This window comes from Methanofollis sp. W23, assembly GCF_017875325.1.
Lineage (GTDB): Archaea > Halobacteriota > Methanomicrobia > Methanomicrobiales > Methanofollaceae > Methanofollis.
In genome coordinates this window covers 182,793-207,013 of sequence record NZ_JAGGMN010000001.1, presented here as the reverse complement: position 1 = coordinate 207,013, position 24,221 = coordinate 182,793, and the positions used below count along the sequence as shown (strand labels likewise).

Annotated in this window: 25 protein-coding genes; 4 read left to right on the top strand and 21 right to left on the bottom strand. The window is 62.0% G+C overall.

Annotated elements, in window-relative coordinates; genetic code table 11:
- Window positions 1–8 precede the first annotated feature (8 nt).
- The 7 genes from J2129_RS00900 to J2129_RS00870 form a co-directional block, all read right to left on the bottom strand.
- A complete protein-coding gene (locus J2129_RS00900) occupies window positions 9–1,223 on the bottom strand; it encodes an ABC transporter permease (RefSeq protein ID WP_209628741.1) in 1,215 nt (404 codons plus the stop codon).
- Window positions 1,220–1,885, bottom strand: a complete 666-nt coding sequence (locus J2129_RS00895; protein ID WP_209628739.1) for an ABC transporter ATP-binding protein — start codon at window positions 1,883–1,885, stop codon at window positions 1,220–1,222. The genes J2129_RS00900 and J2129_RS00895 overlap by 4 nt, the downstream gene beginning before the upstream one ends.
- Complete coding sequence (locus J2129_RS00890; protein WP_209628737.1) at window positions 1,882–2,841, bottom strand: DUF3344 domain-containing protein; 960 nt, start codon at window positions 2,839–2,841, stop codon at window positions 1,882–1,884. The genes J2129_RS00895 and J2129_RS00890 overlap by 4 nt, the downstream gene beginning before the upstream one ends.
- Complete coding sequence (locus J2129_RS00885; RefSeq protein ID WP_209628735.1) at window positions 2,828–4,603, bottom strand: DUF3344 domain-containing protein; 1,776 nt, start codon at window positions 4,601–4,603, stop codon at window positions 2,828–2,830. Before J2129_RS00885 ends, J2129_RS00890 begins: the two co-directional genes overlap by 14 nt.
- A gap of 540 nt (window positions 4,604–5,143) precedes the next feature.
- Window positions 5,144–5,680, bottom strand: a complete 537-nt coding sequence (locus tag J2129_RS00880; RefSeq protein WP_209628733.1) for a hypothetical protein — start codon at window positions 5,678–5,680, stop codon at window positions 5,144–5,146.
- A 132-nt stretch (window positions 5,681–5,812) separates the two neighbouring features.
- Complete coding sequence (locus tag J2129_RS00875) at window positions 5,813–6,769, bottom strand: nucleoside recognition protein (protein WP_209628731.1); 957 nt, start codon at window positions 6,767–6,769, stop codon at window positions 5,813–5,815.
- A gap of 1 nt (window position 6,770) precedes the next feature.
- A complete protein-coding gene (locus tag J2129_RS00870; protein ID WP_209628729.1) occupies window positions 6,771–8,093 on the bottom strand; it encodes a cobyrinate a,c-diamide synthase in 1,323 nt (440 codons plus the stop codon).
- 806 nt (window positions 8,094–8,899) lie between these two features.
- On the opposite strand from J2129_RS00870, the gene J2129_RS00865 reads away from it, so the two are divergent.
- On the top strand, window positions 8,900–9,100 hold the full coding sequence (locus J2129_RS00865) for a hypothetical protein (RefSeq protein WP_209628726.1): 201 nt from the start codon (window positions 8,900–8,902) through the stop codon (window positions 9,098–9,100).
- Between the two features lie 541 nt (window positions 9,101–9,641).
- Here the strand turns inward: J2129_RS00865 and J2129_RS00860 are convergent.
- The 13 genes from J2129_RS00860 to cobT form a co-directional block, all read right to left on the bottom strand.
- Window positions 9,642–10,211, bottom strand: coding sequence for a cobalt-precorrin-7 (C(5))-methyltransferase (locus J2129_RS00860; RefSeq protein ID WP_209628724.1), 570 nt, complete (start codon window positions 10,209–10,211; stop codon window positions 9,642–9,644).
- A complete protein-coding gene (locus J2129_RS00855; RefSeq protein ID WP_348632272.1) occupies window positions 10,208–11,227 on the bottom strand; it encodes a cobalt-precorrin-5B (C(1))-methyltransferase in 1,020 nt (339 codons plus the stop codon). The genes J2129_RS00860 and J2129_RS00855 overlap by 4 nt, the downstream gene beginning before the upstream one ends.
- Window positions 11,217–11,843, bottom strand: a complete 627-nt coding sequence (locus tag J2129_RS00850) for a precorrin-8X methylmutase (protein ID WP_209628722.1) — start codon at window positions 11,841–11,843, stop codon at window positions 11,217–11,219. Before J2129_RS00850 ends, J2129_RS00855 begins: the two co-directional genes overlap by 11 nt.
- On the bottom strand, window positions 11,833–12,564 hold the full coding sequence (cobJ, locus tag J2129_RS00845) for a precorrin-3B C(17)-methyltransferase (protein WP_348632271.1): 732 nt from the start codon (window positions 12,562–12,564) through the stop codon (window positions 11,833–11,835). Before cobJ ends, J2129_RS00850 begins: the two co-directional genes overlap by 11 nt.
- Before the next feature lie 19 nt (window positions 12,565–12,583).
- Window positions 12,584–13,456, bottom strand: coding sequence for a cobalt-precorrin 5A hydrolase (gene cbiG, locus J2129_RS00840; protein WP_209628719.1), 873 nt, complete (start codon window positions 13,454–13,456; stop codon window positions 12,584–12,586).
- Window positions 13,453–14,169, bottom strand: coding sequence for a precorrin-4 C(11)-methyltransferase (gene cobM / locus J2129_RS00835; RefSeq protein WP_209628716.1), 717 nt, complete (start codon window positions 14,167–14,169; stop codon window positions 13,453–13,455). Before cobM ends, cbiG begins: the two co-directional genes overlap by 4 nt.
- 2 nt (window positions 14,170–14,171) lie before the next feature.
- Window positions 14,172–14,780, bottom strand: a complete 609-nt coding sequence (locus J2129_RS00830) for a cobalt-factor II C(20)-methyltransferase (protein WP_209628715.1) — start codon at window positions 14,778–14,780, stop codon at window positions 14,172–14,174.
- Entirely contained in the window at window positions 14,780–15,310 is a 531-nt protein-coding gene (gene cbiT / locus J2129_RS00825) for a precorrin-6Y C5,15-methyltransferase (decarboxylating) subunit CbiT (RefSeq protein ID WP_209628713.1), read from the bottom strand. Before cbiT ends, J2129_RS00830 begins: the two co-directional genes overlap by 1 nt.
- Before the next feature lie 808 nt (window positions 15,311–16,118).
- On the bottom strand, window positions 16,119–16,637 hold the full coding sequence (locus J2129_RS00820; protein ID WP_209628711.1) for a nitroreductase family protein: 519 nt from the start codon (window positions 16,635–16,637) through the stop codon (window positions 16,119–16,121).
- 957 nt (window positions 16,638–17,594) lie between these two features.
- On the bottom strand, window positions 17,595–18,800 hold the full coding sequence (locus J2129_RS00815; RefSeq protein ID WP_209628710.1) for a TraB/GumN family protein: 1,206 nt from the start codon (window positions 18,798–18,800) through the stop codon (window positions 17,595–17,597).
- On the bottom strand, window positions 18,793–19,335 hold the full coding sequence (locus tag J2129_RS00810; RefSeq protein WP_209628709.1) for a YkgJ family cysteine cluster protein: 543 nt from the start codon (window positions 19,333–19,335) through the stop codon (window positions 18,793–18,795). Before J2129_RS00810 ends, J2129_RS00815 begins: the two co-directional genes overlap by 8 nt.
- Window positions 19,323–19,877, bottom strand: a complete 555-nt coding sequence (locus tag J2129_RS00805; RefSeq protein WP_209628708.1) for a GMP synthase subunit A — start codon at window positions 19,875–19,877, stop codon at window positions 19,323–19,325. Before J2129_RS00805 ends, J2129_RS00810 begins: the two co-directional genes overlap by 13 nt.
- 274 nt (window positions 19,878–20,151) lie before the next feature.
- Window positions 20,152–21,162, bottom strand: coding sequence for a nicotinate mononucleotide-dependent phosphoribosyltransferase CobT (gene cobT / locus J2129_RS00800; protein ID WP_209628707.1), 1,011 nt, complete (start codon window positions 21,160–21,162; stop codon window positions 20,152–20,154).
- 37 nt (window positions 21,163–21,199) lie between these two features.
- On the opposite strand from cobT, the gene J2129_RS00795 reads away from it, so the two are divergent.
- The 3 genes from J2129_RS00795 to J2129_RS00785 all read left to right on the top strand — a co-directional run bounded on the left by J2129_RS00795 (window position 21,200) and on the right by J2129_RS00785 (window position 23,856).
- Complete coding sequence (locus J2129_RS00795; RefSeq protein ID WP_209628706.1) at window positions 21,200–21,652, top strand: phosphatidylglycerophosphatase A; 453 nt, start codon at window positions 21,200–21,202, stop codon at window positions 21,650–21,652.
- A gap of 570 nt (window positions 21,653–22,222) precedes the next feature.
- Window positions 22,223–22,939 carry an adenosylcobinamide-GDP ribazoletransferase gene (gene cobS / locus J2129_RS00790; RefSeq protein ID WP_209628705.1) on the top strand — a complete coding sequence of 239 codons (717 nt, stop codon included), beginning with the start codon at window positions 22,223–22,225 and terminating at the stop codon, window positions 22,937–22,939.
- A gap of 44 nt (window positions 22,940–22,983) precedes the next feature.
- Entirely contained in the window at window positions 22,984–23,856 is an 873-nt protein-coding gene (locus J2129_RS00785) for a 4Fe-4S binding protein (protein WP_209628703.1), read from the top strand.
- Here the strand turns inward: J2129_RS00785 and J2129_RS00780 are convergent.
- Window positions 23,834–24,133: a hypothetical protein gene (locus tag J2129_RS00780; RefSeq protein WP_209628701.1), complete on the bottom strand. Its 300-nt coding sequence runs from the start codon at window positions 24,131–24,133 to the stop codon at window positions 23,834–23,836. The two genes, J2129_RS00785 and J2129_RS00780, sit on opposite strands and share 23 nt — an antisense overlap.
- Between the last annotated feature and the right edge of the window lie 88 nt (window positions 24,134–24,221).

Sequence of the window (24,221 nt, the reverse complement as noted above, 5' to 3'; positions counted from 1 at the left end):
CATCTCATCTACCCCCTCGACCTGATCGCCTCGACCGGGTCCTGCCTGGCCGCAAGCAGCCCTGGGTACAGTCCAGAGAGCACCGAGAGCGCCACCGCCGCCACGACCCCGAGGAGGAGGAGTGGCGGCGTGACCAGGGTGATCGACGATCCCGCAAGCCCGGCAAAGCCCTCGCCGAGGGCGGAGACGAGCAGGGGTTTGCCGACCGTCTCGATCACCCCGGCGAACCCGAGACCGAGCACGTCGCCGACGATCCCGCCGACCAGCCCGATCGTCGCACATTCCATGAGGACCAGGGCCAGCACCTCGCGCGGCGAGGCCCCGACCGCCATGGCGATCCCGATCTCGTGCCGACGTTCATAGACCGAGGTGACCATCGTGGTCATGATCATCAGCGCCCCAACCACCAGGGAGACGGCGGCAAAGAACGCGAGGACGAGGATCACCAGGTCCATCAGGCGGTTCACCGCATCGATCTCCTCAAAGGACCCCTCGACCCCGAGGCCCAGCGCCTTCACCTCGGCCACGACCGGGAAGACGTCGGCGGTGGTGGCGGTCCTGACCAGGACGCCGTCATAGGTGCCCGACCGGTCCCGGACCCCTTCCAGATACGAGAGGTCGCAGACGAGGGTGGTGTCCAGGGCGTCGCCTCTTTCAGCGAGGACGCCGACCGGGAGAAGCGTGACCCGCCGGTCTTCGGGCGACCCGGTATCGGCGTACTCGCGCACCAGCACGGTCATGGGATCGCCGACCCGCACGCCCTCGTACCGGCGCAGGCTCTCGGCGAGGTCGGCACCGAGCACGACCTCGTTGGTGCCGGGTCGCGGGGCAAGGCCCTGTGCATAGGAGGACGAGACCACCGCCTCGAAGGGTCCGGCGTCGACCCCCATGACCGCGAGATAGGTCTGCCGTTCAGAGGCGAAGGCGTCCCTCAGGATCGGGGCGGTGGCGGCGACACCCGGGATGCCGGCGACGGCCTGCGCCCTGGAAGGCGTCACGAACTGGACGACCCCTCCCTGCTGGCCGGCCGTCACCTCGAGGAGGGTGAGGTCTGACTGCGCCTCGATCGCACTGATCGCCTGGGCCCTGATCCCCTCGCCGAGCGAGACCGTGCCGATGACCGCGGCGATCCCGACGGCGATCCCGATGATGGTCAGGCACGCCCGCATCCGTTTGCGCGAGACCTGCCTGGCGGCAAGAAGGAAAAAGTCGAGGACCTTCATGCGACCACCTGCCCGTCCTGCATCACGACGACGCGGTCGGCCTCGGCCCCGACGTCCGGGTCATGGGTGACGACGAGGAGCGTGGTCCCGTCCTCCCGGTTGATCTCCCTGAGGAGACCGATGATCTCCGCGCTGGTGACGGTGTCGAGGTTCCCGGTCGGTTCGTCGGCGAGGATGATGGAAGGGCGGCCGACCAGTGCCCGCGCCACCGCCACCCGCTGCTGCTCGCCGCCGCTCATCTGATGCGGGTAGTGGCCGCGCCGGTGCGCCAGGCCAACGCGCTCGAGGAGGGCGGCGGCCCGCGCCTCCCGCATCTTTCGATCCTGATAGTTGAAGAGGAGCGGGTAGGCCACATTTTCCAGGGCCGTCATCGTCGGGATGAGCGAGAAGTCCTGGAAGACAAAACCGATTGTCTGCCGGCGGAGGGCGACCAGGGCGGTGCGGTCGGTATAGTCAACCCCGGCCCCGGCGATCCTGACGCTGCCGCGTTCAGGGTGATCAAGGCCGCCGAGGATGTTCAAGAGGGTGCTCTTCCCGCTCCCGCTCTTCCCGAGGAGTGCGACGAACTCACCGCTCTCGACCCGGAGGTCCACGTCCCGCAGGGCCTCGACGGCAGGGGGGTAGCGTTTGCCCAGGCCCGTCACCTCGATCGCGGCGGTCATCGCATCTCCACCTCCAGGACGGCGTTGGTGAACTGGAGGTAGTCTCCATGGTCCTGCACCTCGACGGTGTTCCCTGACGAACGGAGCCAGGGGGTGACGTCCCGCCGGTCGGTGCCCACCTGCCGTTCTTCGTCGGCATCGAAGGCGTCGATCCAGGTCTTGCCGTTGGCCGAGGGGAAAACGAGGTCGATGATGGACTGGATAAAAGACGGCAGACCGCTCTCGCCGCCGCGGTTCATGGCGATGCGGTTCTTCTCGGGGAGGTCGGCGGTGGTGTACCCAGCGGAGGGGGCCGCCAGGAAGAGGGTGGCCGACTTCACCCTGCCCGTATCGATCTCGCCATCGAAGGTCGCCTGCGCCGTGGCCATCTCAGGGGTGATGCCATAGTTGCTGTACAGGAGGTCGGCGCCCTCCTGCACCCAGAGCATCTTCTCGGGGGCGGCGGGATCTACGTAGACCAGCAGCACCGCCGCACCCTGCACGACAAAGGTGGCGTTTCCTTCGGCCGCGTTCGTCCCGGTCACCGTGAGTGGGCGGCCCGAGGCGAGGGTGGGGAGGGCATAGACATCGACGCCGGAGAAAAAGTCGTTCTTTGAGACAAAACCCTTGGAGTCGGTATAGCGGGCGACCCGCTCGAGAGGCGTGCCGTCTACCGCGACGTCCACCGCCGGATAGACCGCGGCCTGCCCGTCTTTGCTCCATGCCCAGTAGAGGTACAGGCGGGCGAACCCGACCTCAGCACCCTCGGGGAGCAGGTCCTCGTACGCGACCGTATAGGTGGCGCCGGGTTCGAGGGTGCCCGAATAGGTGCTGTTACCCAGGGTGTAGAGGTACCCGCCATGGACGGTCTCCGCATACACCGGGGTCAGGGGATGGTCGGCGGCATAGGTGGCCGAGACCGGGACGACGACCACGGAGAGCAGGAAGAGGGTCAGCGCCAGGTCACGGGAACGCATACCGACCCTCCGCTGCGTTGTTGTTCGTGTCGCTCTCCTCGATCACCCCGTTCTCGTCGGCGACGACCCTGAGGGTATGGTCGCCGGACGTGGTGGAGAGCGGGACCTTCAGGTGTTCGGTGCCGCCGGCCGCAAGTCCGGCCTCCAGAGAGAGTGCGGCGACCTTCTCGCCGTCCAGGTAGACCGTGACCTGGAAGGGCGCGGCGTCGCTCCCGCCGAGATTCTTCACCTCGACCGGGACTTCATACTGCTCATACGCTCCGGCGGCGCCGGCCGGCACCACCGTCACCGCGGCGACGAGGAGGAGCACGAGGAGACATGTCCCTCTCGACTTCCTGCCCGCCGCAAGCGCGGCGACCCCGAGTGCCCAGGCCGCGAGCGGGAAGGGGAGAGGCGAGGAGGTCGGGGCCGGGCCAGCGCCGTCCGCCCGATACGGTTCGCCGACGTCGACCGCGAGGTCAGGGAGCGCCCCGACCGTCGCACTCCGGGCGACATGGTTGTCGCCGGTGTCCCGGTCGCCCGCCGTCGAGACGGCGGCGGCGATCTCGTGCCGCCCCTCGACGGCGTCCCAGGTGGCGTGCACTGTCTGGACACCGCGTGCTGCCGGGACGACCGTCTCTTCCGCGATCACCGCACCGTCCACCGTCCACCGCACTGTCACCGGGGCTTCGGGCGGCGACCCGGCATTCCTCAGGACGGCCCGGAGGTCGGCAGTCCTCCCGGTGTACGCCCCCGAGACCGCGAGGTCGCTGAGAGAGAAGTCAGGGGCCGGGGAGGCGTCGGCCGGCTGTACCGCGAGGACCGCCAGGACCGGATGGAGATAGTCCTCGCCCTCAGGCGTCGCCCCGGTGGACGAGATCGAACCGTCGCCGTCGAGGTCTCTGCCCCGTGCAATAGTGAGGGTGTTGGTCTCGCCCACCAGGTCGGTCACGTCGAAGGTCTCGGCGTCGACGTACCTGGAGCGCGTCCCTTCGCCGCCGTCTGCATTGAAGGAACACTCGTCGCCGATGTCGCGAGCGCCCGGGAGATACTCGCCGCCGGCCACGCTCCCCAGGTCATGGCCGTTGAAGGTGGCGTAGTCGGGCTGTCCCTTCTGGGTGGCAAGGAGGAGGAGGGAGAGGCGCGCCCAATCGACCTGCTCTTTCACCCCTCCGAACGAGATGGAGGTCTCGTCTTTTCTGGTCTGGAGATCGCCGGCCCACCCTTCCCCATGGAGGTTCTCGTTGCCCTCCGCGATCCAGTAGCAGGTGAGAGGGCGGGCGGGGTCTTCCTCGACGGCGACGACCTGCAGGGCATAGACGCGGCCGTCCAGGCGATTCCCGGTCTCGCCCCGACTGGTCGTGACCGTCACGGTGTTCTCGCCGGGCCCGAGCAGACCGGTGAGGTCCCACCCCACCCAGGCAACCCCATGGCCTGAGATGAGGGCGGCGGCGTCGACGTCGTCGACACCTCCGAGGGAGACGCGGACCGGCGGCCGGTCGTTCACCGTCATCTCCACCCACCCGGTGTACCGCTCATTCCCGCCCCAGACCCCGCAGTAGGCACGGGCACATCTGGGAGTCTGGTTGAGGGAGAAGGTGCATTCGACCGGCGGGATGGCAAGTCCATAGGTCCCGAAGGTGCGGAAATCCCCCTGCACCTCCCCTTGCGCCGTTACGTCGAAGGGGACTCCCTCAAAATCGTAGAGAGCCGAGGAAGGTCCGATCAGAAGGAGGGCGAGAAAGATACATATAATGGAATTGTAGCGCAATAGGTAACACATATATTCTAAATTGTAATCTCAAATAATATCTAGGTTCTTCTTTATCTAACATAGTCTAATGAGAAAATATAAGAATTCGAATTTTTAAACTAAAGACCCTACAGAGATCGCATGAACAGGGATCTCTACCAGGGATGGGCCGACGCTCTTCCCCTCACGACAAAGTTAGACAAGAGCGGGGAGAAAATGTGATCCTGCCCACTGCTCAATCATGATGAACGTGATCAAGAACCCTTCAACACATAGCTCTTTAGAGGATCTTTTCAGTTCCTGTGTACGCGTGACTCACTCCCCTTCCCATAGTCTCTTGCCGGGAACTCTGCCCCAGGATCCCCAGGACCACGATGAGCAAGGAGGTAAGCATAGATGACCACGACAAAGGGGTTACAGTCCCTGACCTATCGTGGTGTGGCACGTCCCCCGCCAGAAAGATCCATCCTGGAGGGTTCTATAAAGAGCCCTTTCTTCAATTTTCAAGAGAAAAAATAAACCAAGGGGGTTTGTGCATACCCGTCCCTCCTGATGGACGTGCTTCACCTATCACATCGTCTGATACTGACGCTTGATAAGATGCATCCCCCCGTCTTCCAGGTAGTTGTCAAGGAACACATTCTGCACCAGTTCCCATCCCTCAAGTTCGGTTTCCTTTCGTTCGGTCGGGAAATAGAGCCAGAGGTGTTCTTTTCCAACCCGGAATAAACAAAATCTCCTGCCGTCCTTGTAAAAGGCGACCAGACCCTTCCCGCGCCGTCCGAGCGGACGTGCAAGCGGGTCAAACCCAATGGTGAAAGAGACGTCCTCACCCAGGGCCAGAGTCCTGGTAAAGTGATCAAGGGCGACCCGACGGTAGACCGGGTGGTCGGGAAGGTCTGCTCCCTCAAACCCCTCCGGGTCGTTCGAGTGGACGCCGCCATTGTAGGCTTCGTAGAAATCGAGCAGACGCTCGATGACGTCACTGAATGAGTCGCGCACAGAACCCAGGGCGCGCAACCGTGCATACTCGCGGTCCCGCACCCTTACGGTCCGTGTCCCGGTCACCTTTCCGGGAACAAAATGCTCCATCGTTGCTCCAGTCATAGGATCTCCCCCGTGCACCACCGGCCCTGCTCTCCGGTGATGCATGCAGGATCATTGTCTACAAGTATTATATATTTTTTCATTTGTATGAACAATGATTACTATTATCAATATTAGTATGAGCGATCTGCATTAAAAGATCATGAGTACAATGAAAATCGTGACGACCTTGGCCGCCATACTCGTCCCATAGGTCTTTATCGTAACCTTCACCCCCTCCCGCCCAAAGAGGGAGAGGTACAGGGGGGCGGAGTACTTGAAGTAGATGAGAGTGATCACCGCCATCGAACCGATGATGAGAGTGACGAGCGCTTCTTCCAGATCGAGTACACCCTCTGCAAGGAGCGAACCGACGACCGCATAGCCTGCGGAAAAATGGGTGGCATGAGCAACGATGGCGGCGATGCTCTCGCCGGGTATCCCGACCAGCCCGAAGACCGGGCCGAAGATCGCCGCGACCGCCGTCACTGCGCCGACCGCATAGAGCGCAAAAAAAACCAGAGTAGCAAGGACCGCGACCGGGACGATGCGGCGCAGGGAGGGGAGGGCCCTGGCGACGCCCTCCCTGAGGGTCTCCCGATCGAATCGAACCGGGATCGGTTCGGGAGGTTGGGCCAGAGTGCCCTCATCCCCCCTTCCTACAAAGAGGCGCATATAGATCACCGCACCACCGACCTGGATGAGAGTGGAGAGGAGATTGAGGAGGGTATAGATCACGCCGACGACCGGACCGAGGAGGACCACCGCCGTCGGGAGATGGACCCTGAAGAGCGACTCCCCCAGCACTGTCGGGAAGGTGCCCATCAGGAGGGTCGGGACCACCTCCCCCTTGCGCACCTTCCCTTCGTTAAGAAACTGCGCCAGCATCGCCTTGCCAGCAGTGGCATTTGCGACCATCGTGAGGAGGACAACAGAACAGGGTTCTGAAAGTGCCGAGAGCCTGGAGATCGGCCGCGAGAGAAAACCAAGACGGGAGAAGATCCCGGTCTCGGTGATGATGCTGGCGATGAGGATGCCGATAGTGATGAGAAGCGTCGCCCTGAGCAGGTATGCTCCTACCGTACCAAGCGAGAGGGCGACCTCAGGCATCTCACCGACCCCGCTGCCGCCGCTCCATGGCCCCGACAAATGCCGAGGCAAAGGTCTCGTTCAGATAGGCGTGGCTGTAGCCCGCCACCACCGCGTGCTCGCAGAGCCCGTCACGGCCGTCGGCGATCCCCTTCCCGCGCCTGAGCGAGAGCGCAAAGCGTGCGTCTGCCGCCGGGTCGACTGAGGAGTAATGGAACTCATGGCCGCGGAATCCCACCCCCGCCTGGAGGAGAGGGGAGGCCCCGGTGGCGGCGGCTTCCACATAGCCAAGCGCCTGAAAACGCCCGTGCATCCGCGCCTCCGCCGGGAGGACGCCTGCCATCCGGTACTCCTGGCCGTCGGCCTCCAGTCCCTCACAGAGATAGACCAGGCCGCCGCACTCGGCATAGACCGGCATCCCGTCCTCTGCGGCCGCCCTGATCTGGGAGGTACAGGCGGAGGCCGAGAGCGCTTCGGCATGGAGTTCCGGGTAGCCGCCGCCAAGGTAGAGTCCGTCGACCTCAGGAAGGGAGTCAGTGAATGGGGAGAAGAAGATCAGGTCGGCCCCTGCCCGGCGGAGGAGGTCAAGGTTGTCCTGGTAGTAGAAGCAGAAGGCGGCGTCGCGTGCCACTCCGAGGCGGACGCGAGAGGATGCGTCGGCACCGCCCGGAACAGGCATTGCCGCGGGGGCCGAAGCGGCCGAGGCGATGAGGGCGTCGAGGTCACAGTGCGCCTCGCAGACCTCGCCAAAGGCGGCCATGCTCGCCTCTCCTGCCATCGCAAGCCCGAGATGGCGACTGGAGACGGCTTTTTCCCTCTCGGTCGGCACCCAGCCCAGGGCCGGGACCGAGAGTTCCTCCTCGATCATCTCACGGTGGCGCGGGCTCCCGACCCGATTGAAGATCACACCGGCGAACCGGACGGCGGCATCGTAGCCAGTATAGCCGCGGACCAGGGCATGGACGCTCCTCGACATCCCGCCGACATCAGCGACCAGCACCACCGGGGCTCCGAGGATGCGAGCGACATGGGCCGTGGAACCGAGGTCGCCACCCTCAAGCCCGTCGTACATCCCCATCACCCCTTCGATGACCGCAATGTCGGCCCCTGCCGAGGCCGCCAGAAAGGTCCTGGCCACCCCGTCCTCCCCCATCATGAAGGGATCGAGGTTGCGCGAGGGACGGCCGCAGATGGCGGTGTGGTGCGAGGGGTCGATGAAGTCAGGGCCGACCTTGAAGGGCTGGACCTGCAGACCTCTCGCCTGCAGGGCCGCCATGATGCCAGAGGCAAGGGTGGTCTTTCCGCACCCTGAGTGGGTGCCCGCGATGACAATTGCCGGGATCATGATGGAGGATCTTTGGGAGAAGACAAAATGAAGATATGGCCCGTGCCGGCAGTCAGAAAAAGCGTCGTCCCAGGCCACATTGGGCTCGAGTGAGACAACAGTATACTTCTGAAGCCCGGCAATGCATGACATGGAGGTCCCAGAGAGGCGAGTGAAATGACCATCGTCAGATTTTGCAGGGCCGGTCATAAAGAATGAACAGATCAGAATAGGATCATCATCCTCACCCCATATATCCTCGGCTCCATCGTCGGCCTTACCGGGAAAGGTGCATATCAGATCTATGTACGTGAGGTCGATGAACGCGAGGCCAGAGACGGGACCATCGTCCACAACTCTATGCCAAAGGGCCGATCGAAGACCCAGAAGAAGCCAAAGAATTTATCGAGAGGTTCACGTGGGGGACCGCTGAGGGGCCTGACCGGTACGTCGAGTACCGCGGGAACTATTACTGGATCAATGTGCAGATCTCGTGAGGGGAACGCCGGTCTGAGGGTCAGTCTTGAAATATTATAGAGTTGGAAGTAAAGATTCTCTTCTTGTGGTCCCCCACGACAAATGAAGGTTTCTACAGAGCCATAAATTTCTCATCACTTGCTTTCTCTCTCTTTTCAAGACAGGAATACCGGTGGAGACCTTGTTCAATCACCTTCCCCCACCTATCCTCATCTTGGGGGTTCAGGGGGGTGCAACCCCCTGGCGCAAGATGATAGTGGATATTCAGGATTGGAGGGAGCTGATCACCCATAGGGAGACTATACCTCTACCGTATCGACTTAGAATGGATTAAATGAGTTAAAAACACCATGAAAACCTATAAGAACAATATTCAGGATCATTTTCATGGTAAACTCTCACCTATTCTTGGTATGGGCGTGATTCAATCGCCTTCCCAGATTGATCGTGTTGGGGGCACGGCTCTGCCGGACCCCCGGAAGGAAGAGAGAATCAGGAAGGCAATATCGATGGACCTGAAGAGAGTGTTTCTGTTCTTACCCTTATCCTGATGCAGGGGTTGGGGGGTACGACAGGAGAGAATTGAGAAAATTTCTAATTTTCAAGCCATCAAGAAGATTGGAAATCTTCGATCGGTCGAGAAAGGCGGAAGCTTTCGAGCGGCACGCCTCCCACCAGAGAGAACCACCTATAAAAATCTACAAAACCTAAATTTGGCCCATATATAGCGTTTTTCATCCAGAAACCGTAGATATGGTCTCGAAAAATCGCGCCGATTTCCGGCGAGACTCACGGCCCGTAGAGGAGCGGACTGCGGGAAGATGGGGGAAACATCTCTGCTGATAATATCGACCACTAGAGGGGGCAGGATACCTGCAGCATTTCTCGGCAATTTATGAAACACCTCCATATTTTCGAGATCACAAAAGACCCGGATCTGGCCCTGAATATATGGCCCTGATCCCGAAATAAAGACAGATCTGTCGAGTCTCCCCCTGACCATGGCGGCCCCCATCACTCTTCCTCGCAACACTGGAATTGTATAGGAGAGAGCGATGAGGAAAGTATCCCTCATTTCTCTTCGATATGCCTTCAGCACCCGGCGACGACCACAAAGAGCCCTGACACCGGCGACGGGGGTCTGGCCGCGGTCCCGAGAGCGATCCGCTCTTCAGGGTAGCCGAGGTTCTCGCAGACGGCAAGTCCGGTCTCTTCAGGCAGGGCCGCCGCAAGGCCCTGGACCGAAAACTCAGGGTCGGCGATGAGGAAGACGATCCGGCCGCGGCCGACCTCCTCTGCCGTCTCTCTCACCGCCGCCGCGTGGTCCTTGCCATGGGCGGTGACGACCGCCGCCTTCACGAGGGAGAGACCCAGACGGGCGAAGGCGACCTGCATCGAGGAGATGCCTGGCACCACCTCGCCGCCCAGGTAGCCCAGGCCCGCAAGCATCGGGTCGCCGGTCGAGAGGACGACGGCGTCGGCCGGGAGGGCGCGGAGGGCTCTGTAATCGGTGATCTCGTGCACCTCACATCTGTCCCTGATCACCGGTCGTGCGAGATCGATCGCCCTCGCCGAACCATAGATGAGTGTGGCACTTGAGATAACGCAGGCCGCTTTGTCGGTGAGCATCCCTGGACCGCACCCCACGCCGACGACCTTCATCCCGAGTCCCCCAGCACCGTGCCGCCCCTGGCCACGACCACCACCTGCACCTCAGGGTGCGCCGCCTTGAACGAGGCAAACGTCCTCTCCATGACACCCCGCCACGCTGGCGTCCCGGTCAGTTCCTCCACCGTCGCACACCCGGTCCCGGCAAGCACCTCAGGGTCCATGAACTTCATGACCAGTCCAGGGAGCCCGCAGACGACCACCTCACCCTTTGCCACCGCAAGGGCGTCGGCGAGGTGCACCCCGACGAGCACGACCTCATGCTCTGGAAAGAGGAGGCGGGAATAGCGCAGACCGAGCCTGCCGGTAGTGAGCACCACCCGCTCGGCGTCTTCCACCCGTCCCAGCGCCGACTCTGAGAGGTGGTCGTCCCAGGGTTCCACGAGGCCGGTGGACCCGAGGACCGAGAGCCCGCCCTCCACCCCGATGCGCGGGTTGAGGGTCTGTGTCGCCACCGCAGCGCCTTCAGGGATGGAGAGGCTGACCCGCACGCCAGGGAGGCCGACCGATGCCGCGGCCGACCTGACCCCCGCCTCGATCGTCTCGCGGGCCGTGGGACTGACCGCCGGCGCTCCGGTGCGGTACCTCGGGGTCTCGCGGGTGAACCGCCCGACCCCTTCGCCGTACTCAACCTCCACCCCTGACTGGACCTGCTCTGCCAGGGCGACAAACTCGAGGCCTGCGGTGACATCTGCATGATAGTCGCCAGAGTCCTTCCTGGCCTCGCCGCGGCCGCCGACGCCCTTTGCCTGGACGACGACCTCAAGCCCGCATGGCAGGAGAAGCGTGACCTCGTCCACCGGTCCGGCCAGGGAGAGGACCGCCGCCCGGCATGCCGCCGCGGCCGTCGTGCCGGTCGTAAACCCCCGGCGCAACACCGAGCCGTCGGCGGTGAGGACGCCAAGGCCGGATGCAGCGAGGGCGAGGGCATCGGGATCGGTACAGCGCCCGATCCACTCTGCAAGATAGACGAAGCCGGTCACCGGGTCGGCGATCCTCTCATGTCTCACGCGTCCGCTCCACATACATCGTGACGATCTCGTTCATCGCCGCGACCGCCGGCGGCGTCCCGCCCCGCGTCCCCTGCGTCGAGATCGAGGGGATGTCGAGAGTGCGCAACTCCTCCTTGGACTCCGCGGCATTCACAAACCCGACCGCCATCCCGATGACCAGTGCGGGCCGCACGCCCTCCCTGACCATCTCGCAGAGGGCGAGGAGCGACGAAGGAGCGTTCCCGATCACCACGACCGCACCCCCCAACTGATCACGGAGGGCGAGGAAGCCCGCGGACGAGCGGGTGATCCCGCGCGCCGCAGCGATCTCCTGCCCATAATCGAGGGCGCAGAGCACCTCTGAATGGTGCTCCTTCTTCCTGATCCCCATCTGCACCATATGGATGTCGGTGATGATGGGGGCGCCCTGCTCCAGGGCTGAGAGCCCAGCCTCGACCGTATCGCCGCAGAACCGCACCAGGTCGGCCATCACGAAGTCGCCGACCGAGATCGCACACCGCTGCCTGATCCGGTCTTCAGGCGTCTGGTCGCCGATCACCTGGCGGGCCAGGGATCTACTCGTCCGCGAGATCGCATACCCTTCGGGGGTGTCGGCGCCTGGATCAATATACATATTTCCTCCCATATCCTCTCGGCGTGAGCATCCCGCCGTCCTTCATCCTGAAGGTCTCGATCCCGCCGACGATGACGAGCGTGCGCATGTCGACGGCCGAGTCGTCCTCTGCCAGGGCGCCGAGGCTTGTCACCTCTGTCTCCTCTCCGTCGCGGTAGGCGTTTTGCACCAGCCCCACCGGGGTTTCAGGGGAGCGGTGTTTGAGGGCGATCGCAAGTGCCCTGGAGAGGTTCTTCGGCCTGCCATGGCTCTTCGGGTTGTACAGGGCCACCGGTACACCCATCTGGAAGGCGAGGTCGAGTCTTCTCTCGATCGTCTCCCATGGGGTGAGGAGGTCTGAGAGCGAGAGGGTGACATGGTCCCCGGCGAGGGGGGAACCGAGGAGCGAGGCCCCGGCGCACGAGGCCGTGACGCCAGGCACCACCTCATACTCCACCGACGCACCTGCCCGGTCCATCACCTCGAGCACGATGCTCGCCATCCCGTACACTCCTGGATCGCCCCCGCTGACCATGACGACCCGATGGGTGCGGGCGAGGTCAACACACTTCTGCGCCCGGTCAACCTCCTTACCCATCGAACTCTTGATCACTTCCTGGCCCCCGAGGAGGGGGGCGATCTGTTCCAGATAAAAGGCATTGCCGATGACATACTCAGCGTCGCGGATCGTGTCCGACGCCTGCCCTGTCATCTGCGCAATCCCACCCGGGCCGATGCCCACAATAGAGAGTTTCCCTCTTTTATCGTCCGATTGCAACTGTCACATCCCCATAGACTTTTTTCTTCATTATCAGTTCGCCGCGACGTGCAAGCGCAAGCACCGCCGGTTCAGCCACGCCGGCAAGCCCGATCAGCCCGGCCCGCGAGGGCGAAGGGGGCGTCTGGGCGTTGAGCGTCTCGTCGCCGAGGTACAGGAGGATACCCCCCAGCGCGGCGACCCCATCCCGCAGCCCGGGCTCGTCGGATTTCTTCGTGGTCGTGGCATAGACGAGCACCTCGTCGGCCCCGATCCCGGTCGTCCTGAGGGCCGCCCTGACCGCCGCCACGACCGCCGCGGCCAACGTCCCGCGCCGGCACCCGATCCCGACGACATATTCCCCACCCTCCACCAGGACCGAGACGCCCGGGGAGGCGACGACGACCGCCGGGCCTCCGACGGTATAGACCGGAACCTCGCCGTCGAGCATCGCCGCGTTCACCGGAAGAGTGGAGGCCGGGTTTGCGATCTCGCCCCCGACCGACGCCGCAACGCCCTCGACGCACGGGCGGCCCAGGGCTTCGGTAGCGGTCGAGATCACCGGGACCGCACCGGTCTTCTCCCCGATCTCGCGGGCGAGATCGTTTGCCCCATGGTGCCCGCCGAGGACCGGGACTGCAAACCCCAGATCAGGGCTGACCACCACCACCGCCGGGTCCTGCCACTTGGTGGTGAGGAGAGGGCCGCACTTCCTGACTGCGATCCCTGCCGACATCACGGCGACGATCGCCTCGTAGGCGGCGAAGGCCTTTTCAAAAACCTGTGGGGAGTACGGGAGAAACTCGCCGCCGAGGGCGTCGGCGACCAGGTGTCCCTCCTCTTCAAAACGCCTCAGCGCAATGACTGCCGTCTTCATCCGTAGAGGTCTGAGTTGGTGTAGTCAGATGCGGCGGCATTTACCACGTCCCCGATGATGATCAGGGCCGAGCGTTCGATCCCGGCCGCCCGCGCCTTTGCCGCAAGGTCGGCGACCGTGCCACGCACCACCTGCTCGTCAGGCCAGGTGGCATGATAGACGACCGCCGCCGGCGTCTCAGGCGGGCACTCGACCTTTGCGAGCACCTCCTCCATATGCGCAGTGCCGAGGAAGACGATCATCGTCGCCCCGGTCCGCGAGAGTTCGGCGATCTGGTCGGCCTCCAGCGTCGCCCCTGCAGGCCTGGTGATGACCACCGACTCTGATACCCCACGGAGGGTGTACTGGGTCTTGAGGGCCGCCGCCGCCCCGAACATCGAGGAGACCCCAGGGACCACCTCGACCTCGATCCCGGCCTGCTCCAGTTCGGCGATCTGCTCGACGATCGCCCCATACAGGGACGGGTCACCGGAGTGGAGACGGACGACCTTCTTTCCAGCCCGCGCCGCATCGACCATCACCTTCACCATCTCAGCGAGTTTCATTCCCCAGGAGTCATACTTCTCAGGCGCCGGCGACCTCTCGACCAGCGCCGGGTTCACGAGCGACCCTGCATAGATGAGGACATCGGCCTGCATCAGGAGGGCGTTTCCCTTCACCGTGATCAGGTCCGGGTTCCCGGGCCCGGCCCCGACAAAATAGATCTTTTCCATCGTCACCGCCTCGCAAAGAGTACACTAAAATAACTGCTCTTCTCAGGGAGTTCATCGCCCTGATAGACCTGTTCGCCGTCCATATACATCCGCTCCACCAGGACAAAGTCGGTGAACCCCTCGGCACGGAGACGTGCGGCCGTCTCCTTGGGGTGCGTCACCTTGAGGAGGAGACGGCTCTCTTCCTCAGACCCGTCGCTCACCCCGATCCCGCCTGAGACCGGGACGTCCGCGACCGAGGCAAAGGCGGTGATCGCGCTGATGCCTGGGACGGTCGCGCACCTGACCGCGGGGTGACGTTCGGCGAGGACGGCCGAGAGCCTCCCAAAGGTCCCGTAGAAGTTCGGGTCGCCGAGGATGCAGAAGACGCAGAGCCCGTTCGCCGCCGGTCCCGCCACGGTATCGGCGTTCTTCTCCATGCACCGTGCGATCTCGACCTCGTCCCCGGTCATGGGGAAGGAGAGAACCTCGACATCGGTGCGGTACGGGGCGATGATCCTGGCGGCCACCCGGCCCGGGACATAGACCACCTCGGCCTCCTGGATCAGACGCACGGCCTTGACGGTCAGGAGTTCAGGGTCGCCAGGGCCGATCCCGACGCCGACCAGCATCAGGCCACCTCCCCGATGACAAGCCAGACAGGGTTGGCCGGGCGCATCATCATCCCCTGCCCGAGGGCGTGAGAGTGTGCCACCTGGAGGGAGATGACCTCCTTGAAGATCCCGAGAGCCTGCATCGTGTCCACTGCCCGGTGGAGCGTTTCGAGGAGGACGCAGTCGACAACCACCCGGCCGTGCACCTCCCCGGCAAGCACGCCGAGCACGCGTTCAAGGTCTTGCGACCCCCCGACAAAGGCGGCGTCAAGGGGACCGCACCCCTCAAGGACCTCGGCGGCCTCGCCGCAGACTGTCTCGATGTTCTCGACACCTGCCGTCTCCGCCGCCTCTCTTGTGCAGGCCGCCGCCTCGGGCCGACGGTCGATGGCAACCACCCGACCAGCGGTCCTGGCCGCGGCCACAGCGATTGTCCCGGTCCCGCACCCGACATCTGCAAAGGCACATCCAGGCGCAAGCCTCAGGTGCCAGAGGGCGACCGCTGCCACTTCGTCCTGCGTCGGTCCGCCTCGAAGTCCCTTATCCATGTATGTAAAATTCACTTGCACAGACTAATTAACATTTGTTCAGCGGCGTAGTCGCCTTCCTGCATGCTCGCACCTGGACGCTGTCCCCCGGGCTCCTGGGGGAAGTGAGGGATAGGAAGGCACAGTGATATCCTGAGGGGTCTCCCCGCCCCGGACTCACACAGAGAAAGGAGCGGACCGCATGCCAGGTCTCAGGTTGTTCCCTCAATCCTTCTGACCCTATTGTCATCCAGAGGAACAGGGGGAAACGAGTATTAGAATACAGTTTTGTAGAGATCCTCACCCATTATGGGTGCACGCGTGACTCACCCCCCTTCCCATAGTCTCTTGCCGGGGGCGCTGCCCCCGGACCCCAGGGAGCAAGATAAGCCTGGGAAGGCATAATCGACGGATATGAAAAGGGGATTGCCGTCCACCGCCTATCGTGTGGCGAGGGTCCGGGGGGAGGTGCGAGCGACAGCGATATTGAGAATATCATCCAGAGGAATCCTACAGAGCCCAAAGATCTTCTCGATTTCTTCCTGTCGTCCCCCCATACCCTCCGCATCAGGAGAGAAGAAGGGACAGCAACCCCCTCATGTTCGTCTATTCTGCCTTCTCATCCTTCGTCATCCAGGTGGAAACGAGCGACAGCGATTTTGAGAAACAAGAAATGTTTCGAGAGCCCCCGGCGCGAACACGAGGGAAGGCGGTTGGGCCACGTCTTTGCCTGGAGATACAAGAAGTCCCCAGGTCTAATCACCGATACTCTATGATATGAGCGGATCCAAAGAAATAAAAACAAAAAAAGGGACGGGAAACCCAGAACTCACTCCTGCGAATACTTCTCCTCAAAGACGATGTCATCAAGAATCTTCTTATCGGCGATCTTCACATCCATCGGATACCCGGCCGGGAGGAGAGAGACAAGAGTGTACTCCTCCGGGACGTCAAGGAGTTCGCGGACTGCCTCGGCATACTCCTTCTTCTCGCCCGCCACCCAGCACGAACCCACGCCATAGGCCCAGAGTCCAAGGATAAGTTGGACCGTAGCCGCAGAGCAGTCCTCAAGATAGTACTCTGCGTCCCTCTTGCCAAAGACTGCAAAACAGATCGGGGCATCCTTGATGAATCTCCCGTGGTCGGCGAGGTCGGCGATCTTTTCGAGGGTCTCCTTCTCCTTCACCACCCCGAAGAGCCAGGGCTGTTCGTTCCTGGCGGTCGGAGCAAGATGAGCACATTCGAGGGCATTTTTGATGATCTTCTCCTCGATGGGGTCGTCCTTGTACTTCCGGATAGAATGACGCGTCTTAAGGATGGTAAGCCCAAGATTCGGACCAAGATACATGTTCCTCACTAGGGAGTGAAAATGGATAATCTTTGCGAAGAAAGAAGGGGTTTGTTGGGGTTTGTGGAAGAACTCCTCGGGATGGATTTCCTGTCAGGAAACGGGCTTGAAGAGAGGTGATGAACGGCATACCCCCTTTATGACCATCCATTCGGCTCTGTAGAGAGCCTCCCCTCTTGTGGGGAGAATGCGTGTCGCTCGCCGTCCGGTCTCTTCAGCGGGGGGAGCGTTGCCCCCGGATCCCCGGGATGAAGATAGGGCTGGGAAGGCAAAATCAATGGACCCGATGAGAGAGATGCCTCCGACACCTCTCGCTCGCCGGGGGGGGTCGAGAGGCAGCCAGGCCCCCGCAGAGATAGCCATCAAGAGGAATTCTACAGAGCCGAACTCTCCCTTAATCTTACGTCGGGATTCTCGTCCCCGGACCCGCCGCGCGAAGAGAGAGAAGGACGGCAACACCCTCATTCAGCACCTGAACGATATCGTGGGACATTCAAGCGATAGAACACATGATCATCATAAAGGCGATCCAACAACCTTTACCCCTATCGTTTGTGGGGGAGGAGATAACCCCCTCTTCATGTTCATCTACCATGCCCTCAGACTTCATCGTCATCACAGGGGTCTGGGGGATGCGAGTAATAACAAGCTTGAGAAGATCTTTGATCTTCGAGAGAGCCCCCGGCGCGATCGATGAAAATGATAGATGAGGGAGTCGCGCTCAACCAGGAATTGGTACGGTCTTCTACAAGGGCCAGAGCCTATAAAAGAAAATTCGGCTCTGTAGAAAACCTCACCTTTTCTTGGCTCAAGCATGATTCAGCCGTCCTCCCCCTATCTTCGTGCGGGGGGTTTGGGAGGGGTGAGCGGAGCGAACTTGAGAAGACCTGCAGGTCTTCGAACGGCACGCCCTCTGGCGAAAAGAACCATCAGGATAGTTTCTACAGAGTCGAAAATTCAGAGGTGAAGCAGCCCCCCCAGCCACTCCACAAAGTTCCCAAAGCCCTGCGGGATGATCACCGTGGGATCGATCCCGAGGATCGGGGCGATGAAGAGGAAGTATGCAAACGTCCCGATGGTCGACCCGACATTTGCCAGAGCGGCGACGAGCACCACCCTGAAGATCGGCACCTTCCGCATCTCAGTGAAAGTCTCGGCATCCATGATCTGCTGAAAGTCGGCGGCCGAGGGTTTCCTGACCTTCGCCTCCACGATGGCGGCAAACCACCCGGCAGCCATCAGGGGGTTGAGAGAAGTCATCCATGCCACCCCAAAGGCCGTGAGGGCAGAGAGCGGGTGGCCCCCGGCGGCGATGGTGCACCCGGCGGCGAGCACCCCATTGATCACCACCCAGTACAGCACCGCCCAGGCAAGCACCTCGATCCCAACCCCCGCAAAGGCGATTGAGATGAGGAGGAGGGCAAAGAGGGCGATGACCAGGACGCCGATGATCTTTCCCCAGGGATAGCGCTTCTTGGGGGCAGCAGTGAGTGCCGCCTCAGGCGGAAGGAGGTCTGGCGAAGAGAGGTAGCGCCCCACCCCCCGCACATGCCCGGCACCGACCACGGCCAGCACCTTCTCGTACCTGGTCGAGAGTTCCAGGACCCGGCGGGCGATGAAGGCGTCGCGCTCGTCGATGAGGGCCCTGGCCCCGTTCGGCGAGAAGTTCCTGAACTCCTCCAGGGCCATCGAGACGACGTCCTGTCTGGTCAGGGCGTCGATGTCGACCTTCTCGTCCGCTCCTCCCGAGACCGAGACTGCAAGGGCGTAGAGCATCTTTATCTTCTCCCAGAGGCTCATCCCTTCCCAGAACCTGGAGAGAGTGATCCTGATGTCGCGGTCGATGAGGCCCAGGGGCAGGCCGCGGCTCTCCACCTCGTCGATGGCCGCCATCATCTCGGCACCTGGTTCGACGCCGACGTCCATCCCGATCTTTCGCTGGAGATAGGCAAGCGTCCACTGGAAGAGGAACTGGGAGAAGTTCCCGCCTTTCAGCACCTCGTCGACCTTCGGGGGCGGCGCCCCGTTCCTGAGAGCCTGGTAGCGCCCGGCGTCGAGTTCCACCCCGACGATGTCGGGCTCGAACTCCTCGATCGCGGCGCGCACCTCGGCGATGCTCTTCTCAGAGACATGGGCCGTGCCGACCAGTCTGATCTCACCCATGGACCGGCCACACCCCCTCGCTGTCGACGACCACACTCTCCCCTGACGGGGGAGAAGTCGTGGAGAGGACGCGTCTGATCCCCTCCTCCTCGGCCACTTCGGCTGCCTGCCGCGCAAGGAGTGCGCGGGCAATGGCACGCCCCTCTTCCATCGTCATTGCCCCCCCGATCCCCGGACACTCAGAGACAATGAGGCGGTCGTCCTCCAGCATGAACGGATAGGTCCGGCAGATCCAGGGGCGAGCGGCATACACCCGGCACTTTTCGCCGTCCAAGAACCGGCAGTGCCCCCCCTCACGGCTAAGGCACCAGTCAAAGGTATACCATGAGCCTTCAGAACCCTCAAGGAACTCCGGGTACGGCTCTGCAACCTCGTCGCGGGGAAGACCTGCAGCCTTCGCCACCTGCCGCACCTCGCCAGGGGAGACGATGACCAGGTTCGAGCCCTCCGAGATCTCGCTGCAGCAGGCCCCGCAGCGCGTGCACTGGAAGCCCACCTCCTTGATCTCCACGGCGAGTTCGTCTACTCCTCGCATATACGCTCAAAGTTCCTGAAGAGCAGGTCTCCGTCCTCGGTATGACTCACCTCAGGGTGCCACTGGACCCCATAGATCCGGTCTTCCGCCGACCCCATCGCCTCGACCGGACAGATATCAGAGTGTGCATAGACGGTGAAACCCGCAGGCACCTCTTTTACCTCGTCGGCATGGGAGGCCCAGACCTGGATCTGCCCAGGATACCCGGTGAGGATCTCGCTTTCCCCTGTGATCTCGACATTGACACCGCCATACCCGCCATGGGCGCCAGGCCCGACGGCGCCGCCCCGTGCGGTCGCGATGATATGGAGACCAAGACAGACCCCAAGCACCGGCAGGCCCAGGTCGAGGTACTTGGCACAGTTCCCGGCCCGCTCAAGCGAGGGGCCGCCGCCCAGGATGATCCCCCGGCACCCCGCGGCGACCTCTTCGGGCGGGGTGGTGTTCGGGACCATCGCCACCTCGATCTCCATATCCCGCAGTTTACGGTGGATGAGGTGGTTGAACTGCCCATGGTTGTTCACGACAAAAATGGGACGCATCAGAAAGGTATGGGTGGGTGAGGGTATAGCCTTTTTTATAGGGAATCTGGGCCGCGGTGCGCTGGTCCTGGAGATCTCCTCATGGTCAGGTGAAGCACGAACTCCTCCTGAGCGAAGAAAGGGCCAGGATAACTCTTCTTCTGGAGGAATACCCCTCACCTATGCCAGGAAGGCACACTGTCGACCATGACGAGGGTGCCGCTGTTCCCCCCTCTTATCGTGTGTTGAGGGCCCGGGGGTGCAAACCCGATAAGGACCCTACACGACCGGTGCATTATCTGAATGATATGACCGTGGAGAGGATGGCCGCCCTGATCTCCTCTTCCGAGTATCCCATCACGCGGGCAAGGAACATGGCGCCGCCAGCACCCATCCCTTCCTTCACCTCGCCCTCGCAGTACCTGCCGATCCCCGCGTCGCCGATGGTCCCAAAGTCCGGGTCCACATAATAGGCCTTCGCCCCCACTGCGGCCACGGCCTCCTCGAAGTTTGCCGAGGCATCGGTGCGCACATACTCGGTCGTGGCAAGCGGGACCATCTGCCTGCCAAGCCCCTTGAGCACGGCATCGACGGCAAGCATCTGGGTGCCTCCGGCAAAGACGAGCGTGCCTTCAAAGGTACTCGCGATCCCCGCGGCCACCGGCATCATGGGGTCACCCCCGATCCGCACCACGTCAAGGGCGTCGGTCACCCCTTCACGCTCTACCCGGTCTACCACAGATCTACAGATCTCCTCCTTCAGGTGCACGGGGTTCTCGACAAAACTGCTCGAGACCCTGGCCTCGTATCCGAGGGCACGCAGGACACAGAGGGCAGTCGTCGTCCCGCCAGGCACACACTCCCCGAGCACCAGGAAGTCGGCGCACCTGGAGAGGAGGCGGCCGACCCGCTCGCCGGCCAAAAGAAGATCTCCGGCCGCAGGGACGGCGTCGCCCTCGCGCGGGTCGCCGCCCGGTGCCCCATAGACATCGACGCATGGCACCGTCGGAAGGTTGAAAAGTCCGGCATTCACAAAGACCGGGTCGATCCCGGTGAGCGCCGTCATCGCCCTGGTGATCACCGCCGGCGTCGGGCACCCGGTCGGGGTGTTGGGTTTGAGCGGCATCGAGGTGATCGCCCCGGTGGTGATCATCTCGGCGTCGAGGATCGGGGTGTAGACCGTCTTTTTCGGGGACGGCCCCGCACCCGACACCCCGGGCACCATCGAGAGTGCAGTATTTCCAAGGACACTTGCAAAGAGCGGTCGTGAATACTCAATAGAAGGAGACTCTGAGAGAAATGTCATATTAATGTATATATTGAGCCTGACCAAAAATTCTCCTATGTTTGAGATCGAAGCGCGGCTCAAAACAAAAGGGATCACCACCGAAGCCATTGTCGACGCCGGGATGGGGCTCTATGTCTCCCACGGGATGAGCCCCGACGAGGCGAGGGGACGCCTTGAGAAGAAGATCCTGACGTCATACCAGGACCCGAACGTTTCCTCTCTCCTCCTCGGCGCCATTCTCCTCGAAGAAGAACTCTATGAGAACCGGAACGACTCCGAGATCGCCGACGATCCTGTCTTTCTTCTCTCCGACGAGATCATCGGGATGGCCATCGCCGAGATCATCGGGGGCACCTATGCCCGTTTCGAGTTCACCCGCTATGACCAGAACAAACCAGGCATCCTTGGTGAACTCGGACCGTTCCTTGACGACGCCGTCGCCGGGCTCATCGCCGGGAACACCTCGCGGCTGTACAGTGAGAGTTTCGCTCCTGGAGATGGAGAGTAGGCCAGCGTTGTAGAAATATTCCTTTTCATACCAGTTCATCGACCGCACCGGGGGTGCACTTCCTGACCCCCGGCGATGAAGATTGGCTGAGGATTGCATCCTGTCTTCATGGTTTTTTGGCCTGGAGAAACCCTCAGGATGGAACTCTCTAGCGTGGGGCTAGCCGCCCCCCGCCCCCGCACCACGATGGGTCGAGGACGGTACCCCCTCCGTCATGGTCATCTATTCTGCCTTCCCGTTCTCATCGTGGTCCCGGGGGTCCGGGGGCAGAGCCCCCGGCACAAACATGAGGGAAGGCACGTCGATCAGGCGTGCCGCCCTCAATCGCAACATCTTCCCTGGAATCTCGCACCGGGGGGCGAATGCCCCCCGGACCCCCCACGACGAAGAGAGGTGGGGCCGGCGATGGAACAAGGTTCCCACCGGTTCTTCATTCTTGAAAAAGAATGATCCAGCAACGAAAATTATCATCCCATATGCGTGAGACATACTCCCGCTTCCTGCCCACTTCTCCAGAACCCAGAAAAATCACATGTCTTATTGTATCATACTTCAAACCCAGTACACTAAATGGCTCTTGACGCCCTCAGGGCACTCCTCCAGTTCTGCACCATCCTCCCCCTCGGACGACCCGCAGACTTCGACGCCTTTGCCAGGTACACCTGGCTCTACCCCCTCGCGGGGTATGTGATCGGCGGGATTGCCGCAGGCGTCGCGTTTCTCCTTGGAAATCATGCCGCCGTCGCCGCGGTTGCCGCCATTGCCACCGCGATCATCGTCTCAGGAGCCAACCACTTCGACGGCCTCCTCGACCTCGGCGACGGCCTGATGGCCCATGGGAGCCGAGAGAAACGGGTCACCGCCCTCACCGACCGGCAGATCGGCGCGGGAGGAGTAGCATGTGGACTCCTCACCACCCTCATCGCGGTCGAAGGACTTTCCGCCGCCTGGTCGGTCCCCTTTGTCGTCCTCACCGCAGAGGTCTGCGCAAAACTTGCGATGGCCTGGATCACCACGCTCGGCGCTCCTTTCCACGACGGGATCCACGCCTATCTCCATAGCTTTGCAAAGAAACGCTTTGTCATCTACGCCCTTCTCCTGGTCCTCCCCCTCTTCCTCCTCCCCCTCGGCCCGGCCCTCATCGGCAGAGCACTCCTCGTGACCGCTCTCGTTGCGGTCCTCCTCGTCTGCCTGGCTACCCATCTTTTCGGAGGAGTTAACGGCGATGTCGCAGGGGCGTCCAATGAGATCACACGTGCGGCCGTCGCCCTTGCCCTTGCCCTATGAAGGGCATACACACCTATTTATGCTCCTCATCTGACCTATTCAAGATGACCAGAAATCAACCGATATACAAAAGGGGCGGCGTGATCACCGAACGCAACCCTGATTTCTGCGCGGTGCGACTCAGGATCCCGGCAGGAGTTCTGGATGCCGAGAAACTCGCCGGTATCGGTAAGATCGCAAAAAAATACAGTGACGGAGAGGTCCACCTCACTACCCGCCAGACCGTGGAGATCCCGCACATCGACCCCGACCACCTGGAAGAGGTCGCCCATGACCTGAAGGAGAACGGGACCCCTCTGGGATCAGAGTATGACGAGATCGTCAATATCATCGCCTGCCCGGGTACCGAGGGGTGCAAATACTCCAATATCGAGACCTATGGTCTGGCAAAACGGATCGACGAGAAGGTCTTCGGACGCGAGATGCCGATCAGGGTGCGCATCTCCCTCTCAGGATGTCCCAACGCCTGCACAAGCCCGGTCCTCAACGAGATCGGGATCGTCGGACGGATCCGCCCGCTCAGGATCGAAGGGATGTGCACCGGGTGCGGGACCTGTGCCAGGTACTGCAAAGAAGCCGCGATCATCATCAAGAACGGGATCTCAGAACTGATCCCTGAAAAATGTGTCCAGTGTGGGATCTGTATCTATTCGTGTCCTTTCGACCTCCTGAAGTCAGAGTACCGTCACTACCTTATCACTATCGGCGGACGGCGCGGGCGGCACCCCAACCCTGGCCGAGAACTCATCACCGTCGAGAGCGAGGACGAGGTCGTTGCGGTCATCGAACAGGTGGTCACCTGGATCTACCGGAAGGCGTGGAGCGGGCGGCACCTGGCCGACCAGCTCGACGAACTCGACTTCGAATCCTTCCGCACAGAATTACAGGCAAAATTCAACGGCGATACATCGAAGTAAACCCGACTCCCTCTTTGTCATTGCAGGAGATCGCTTCTCCATCGCGAACCAGGGAGTTGAACATCATCGCGGCGTTGAGGAGTTCTTCATCAAAGCCCGCCCCCCTGGGCCCACTGACCATTTTTTGCGGCGGCGAAGGGAGCACCCGTCTGCCCACCTGGACGCCATTGCAGTGCTTACAATAGGCGCAGTGGCTGTACACCGAGACCTCGCCAGTAGCGCAGGTCACCGTGACACGGCCTTTCTCCTCATCGTGGTGGAATTCCAGAGTTTTCATAGGTCAGTGAGTGTTTGTTTGATTAGGGATTTGAGGGTGTCGATACATGCGTATCCCCCTGCAATCCCGGAGAGAACAGGCGAATCAA

Excerpts from the sequence above, each read along its gene's own strand:
- J2129_RS00900 (WP_209628741.1), bottom strand. The coding sequence starts at position 1,223 with ATGAAGGTCCTCGACTTTTTCCTTCTTGCCGCCAGGCAGGTCTCGCGC.
- J2129_RS00895 (WP_209628739.1), bottom strand. The coding sequence starts at position 1,885 with ATGACCGCCGCGATCGAGGTGACGGGCCTGGGCAAACGCTACCCCCCT.
- J2129_RS00890 (WP_209628737.1), bottom strand. The coding sequence starts at position 2,841 with ATGCGTTCCCGTGACCTGGCGCTGACCCTCTTCCTGCTCTCCGTGGTC.
- J2129_RS00885 (WP_209628735.1), bottom strand. The coding sequence starts at position 4,603 with ATGTGTTACCTATTGCGCTACAATTCCATTATATGTATCTTTCTCGCC.
- J2129_RS00880 (WP_209628733.1), bottom strand. The coding sequence starts at position 5,680 with ATGACTGGAGCAACGATGGAGCATTTTGTTCCCGGAAAGGTGACCGGG.
- J2129_RS00875 (WP_209628731.1), bottom strand. The coding sequence starts at position 6,769 with ATGCCTGAGGTCGCCCTCTCGCTTGGTACGGTAGGAGCATACCTGCTC.
- J2129_RS00870 (WP_209628729.1), bottom strand. The coding sequence starts at position 8,093 with ATGATCCCGGCAATTGTCATCGCGGGCACCCACTCAGGGTGCGGAAAG.
- J2129_RS00865 (WP_209628726.1), top strand. The coding sequence starts at position 8,900 with ATGAAAACCTATAAGAACAATATTCAGGATCATTTTCATGGTAAACTC.
- J2129_RS00860 (WP_209628724.1), bottom strand. The coding sequence starts at position 10,211 with ATGAAGGTCGTCGGCGTGGGGTGCGGTCCAGGGATGCTCACCGACAAA.
- J2129_RS00850 (WP_209628722.1), bottom strand. The coding sequence starts at position 11,843 with ATGTATATTGATCCAGGCGCCGACACCCCCGAAGGGTATGCGATCTCG.
- cbiG (WP_209628719.1), bottom strand. The coding sequence starts at position 13,456 with ATGAAGACGGCAGTCATTGCGCTGAGGCGTTTTGAAGAGGAGGGACAC.
- cobM (WP_209628716.1), bottom strand. The coding sequence starts at position 14,169 with ATGGAAAAGATCTATTTTGTCGGGGCCGGGCCCGGGAACCCGGACCTG.
- J2129_RS00830 (WP_209628715.1), bottom strand. The coding sequence starts at position 14,780 with ATGCTGGTCGGCGTCGGGATCGGCCCTGGCGACCCTGAACTCCTGACC.
- cbiT (WP_209628713.1), bottom strand. The coding sequence starts at position 15,310 with ATGGATAAGGGACTTCGAGGCGGACCGACGCAGGACGAAGTGGCAGCG.
- J2129_RS00820 (WP_209628711.1), bottom strand. The coding sequence starts at position 16,637 with ATGTATCTTGGTCCGAATCTTGGGCTTACCATCCTTAAGACGCGTCAT.
- J2129_RS00815 (WP_209628710.1), bottom strand. The coding sequence starts at position 18,800 with ATGGGTGAGATCAGACTGGTCGGCACGGCCCATGTCTCTGAGAAGAGC.
- J2129_RS00810 (WP_209628709.1), bottom strand. The coding sequence starts at position 19,335 with ATGCGAGGAGTAGACGAACTCGCCGTGGAGATCAAGGAGGTGGGCTTC.
- J2129_RS00805 (WP_209628708.1), bottom strand. The coding sequence starts at position 19,877 with ATGCGTCCCATTTTTGTCGTGAACAACCATGGGCAGTTCAACCACCTC.
- cobT (WP_209628707.1), bottom strand. The coding sequence starts at position 21,162 with ATGACATTTCTCTCAGAGTCTCCTTCTATTGAGTATTCACGACCGCTC.
- J2129_RS00795 (WP_209628706.1), top strand. The coding sequence starts at position 21,200 with ATGTTTGAGATCGAAGCGCGGCTCAAAACAAAAGGGATCACCACCGAA.
- cobS (WP_209628705.1), top strand. The coding sequence starts at position 22,223 with ATGGCTCTTGACGCCCTCAGGGCACTCCTCCAGTTCTGCACCATCCTC.
- J2129_RS00785 (WP_209628703.1), top strand. The coding sequence starts at position 22,984 with ATGACCAGAAATCAACCGATATACAAAAGGGGCGGCGTGATCACCGAA.
- J2129_RS00780 (WP_209628701.1), bottom strand. The coding sequence starts at position 24,133 with ATGAAAACTCTGGAATTCCACCACGATGAGGAGAAAGGCCGTGTCACG.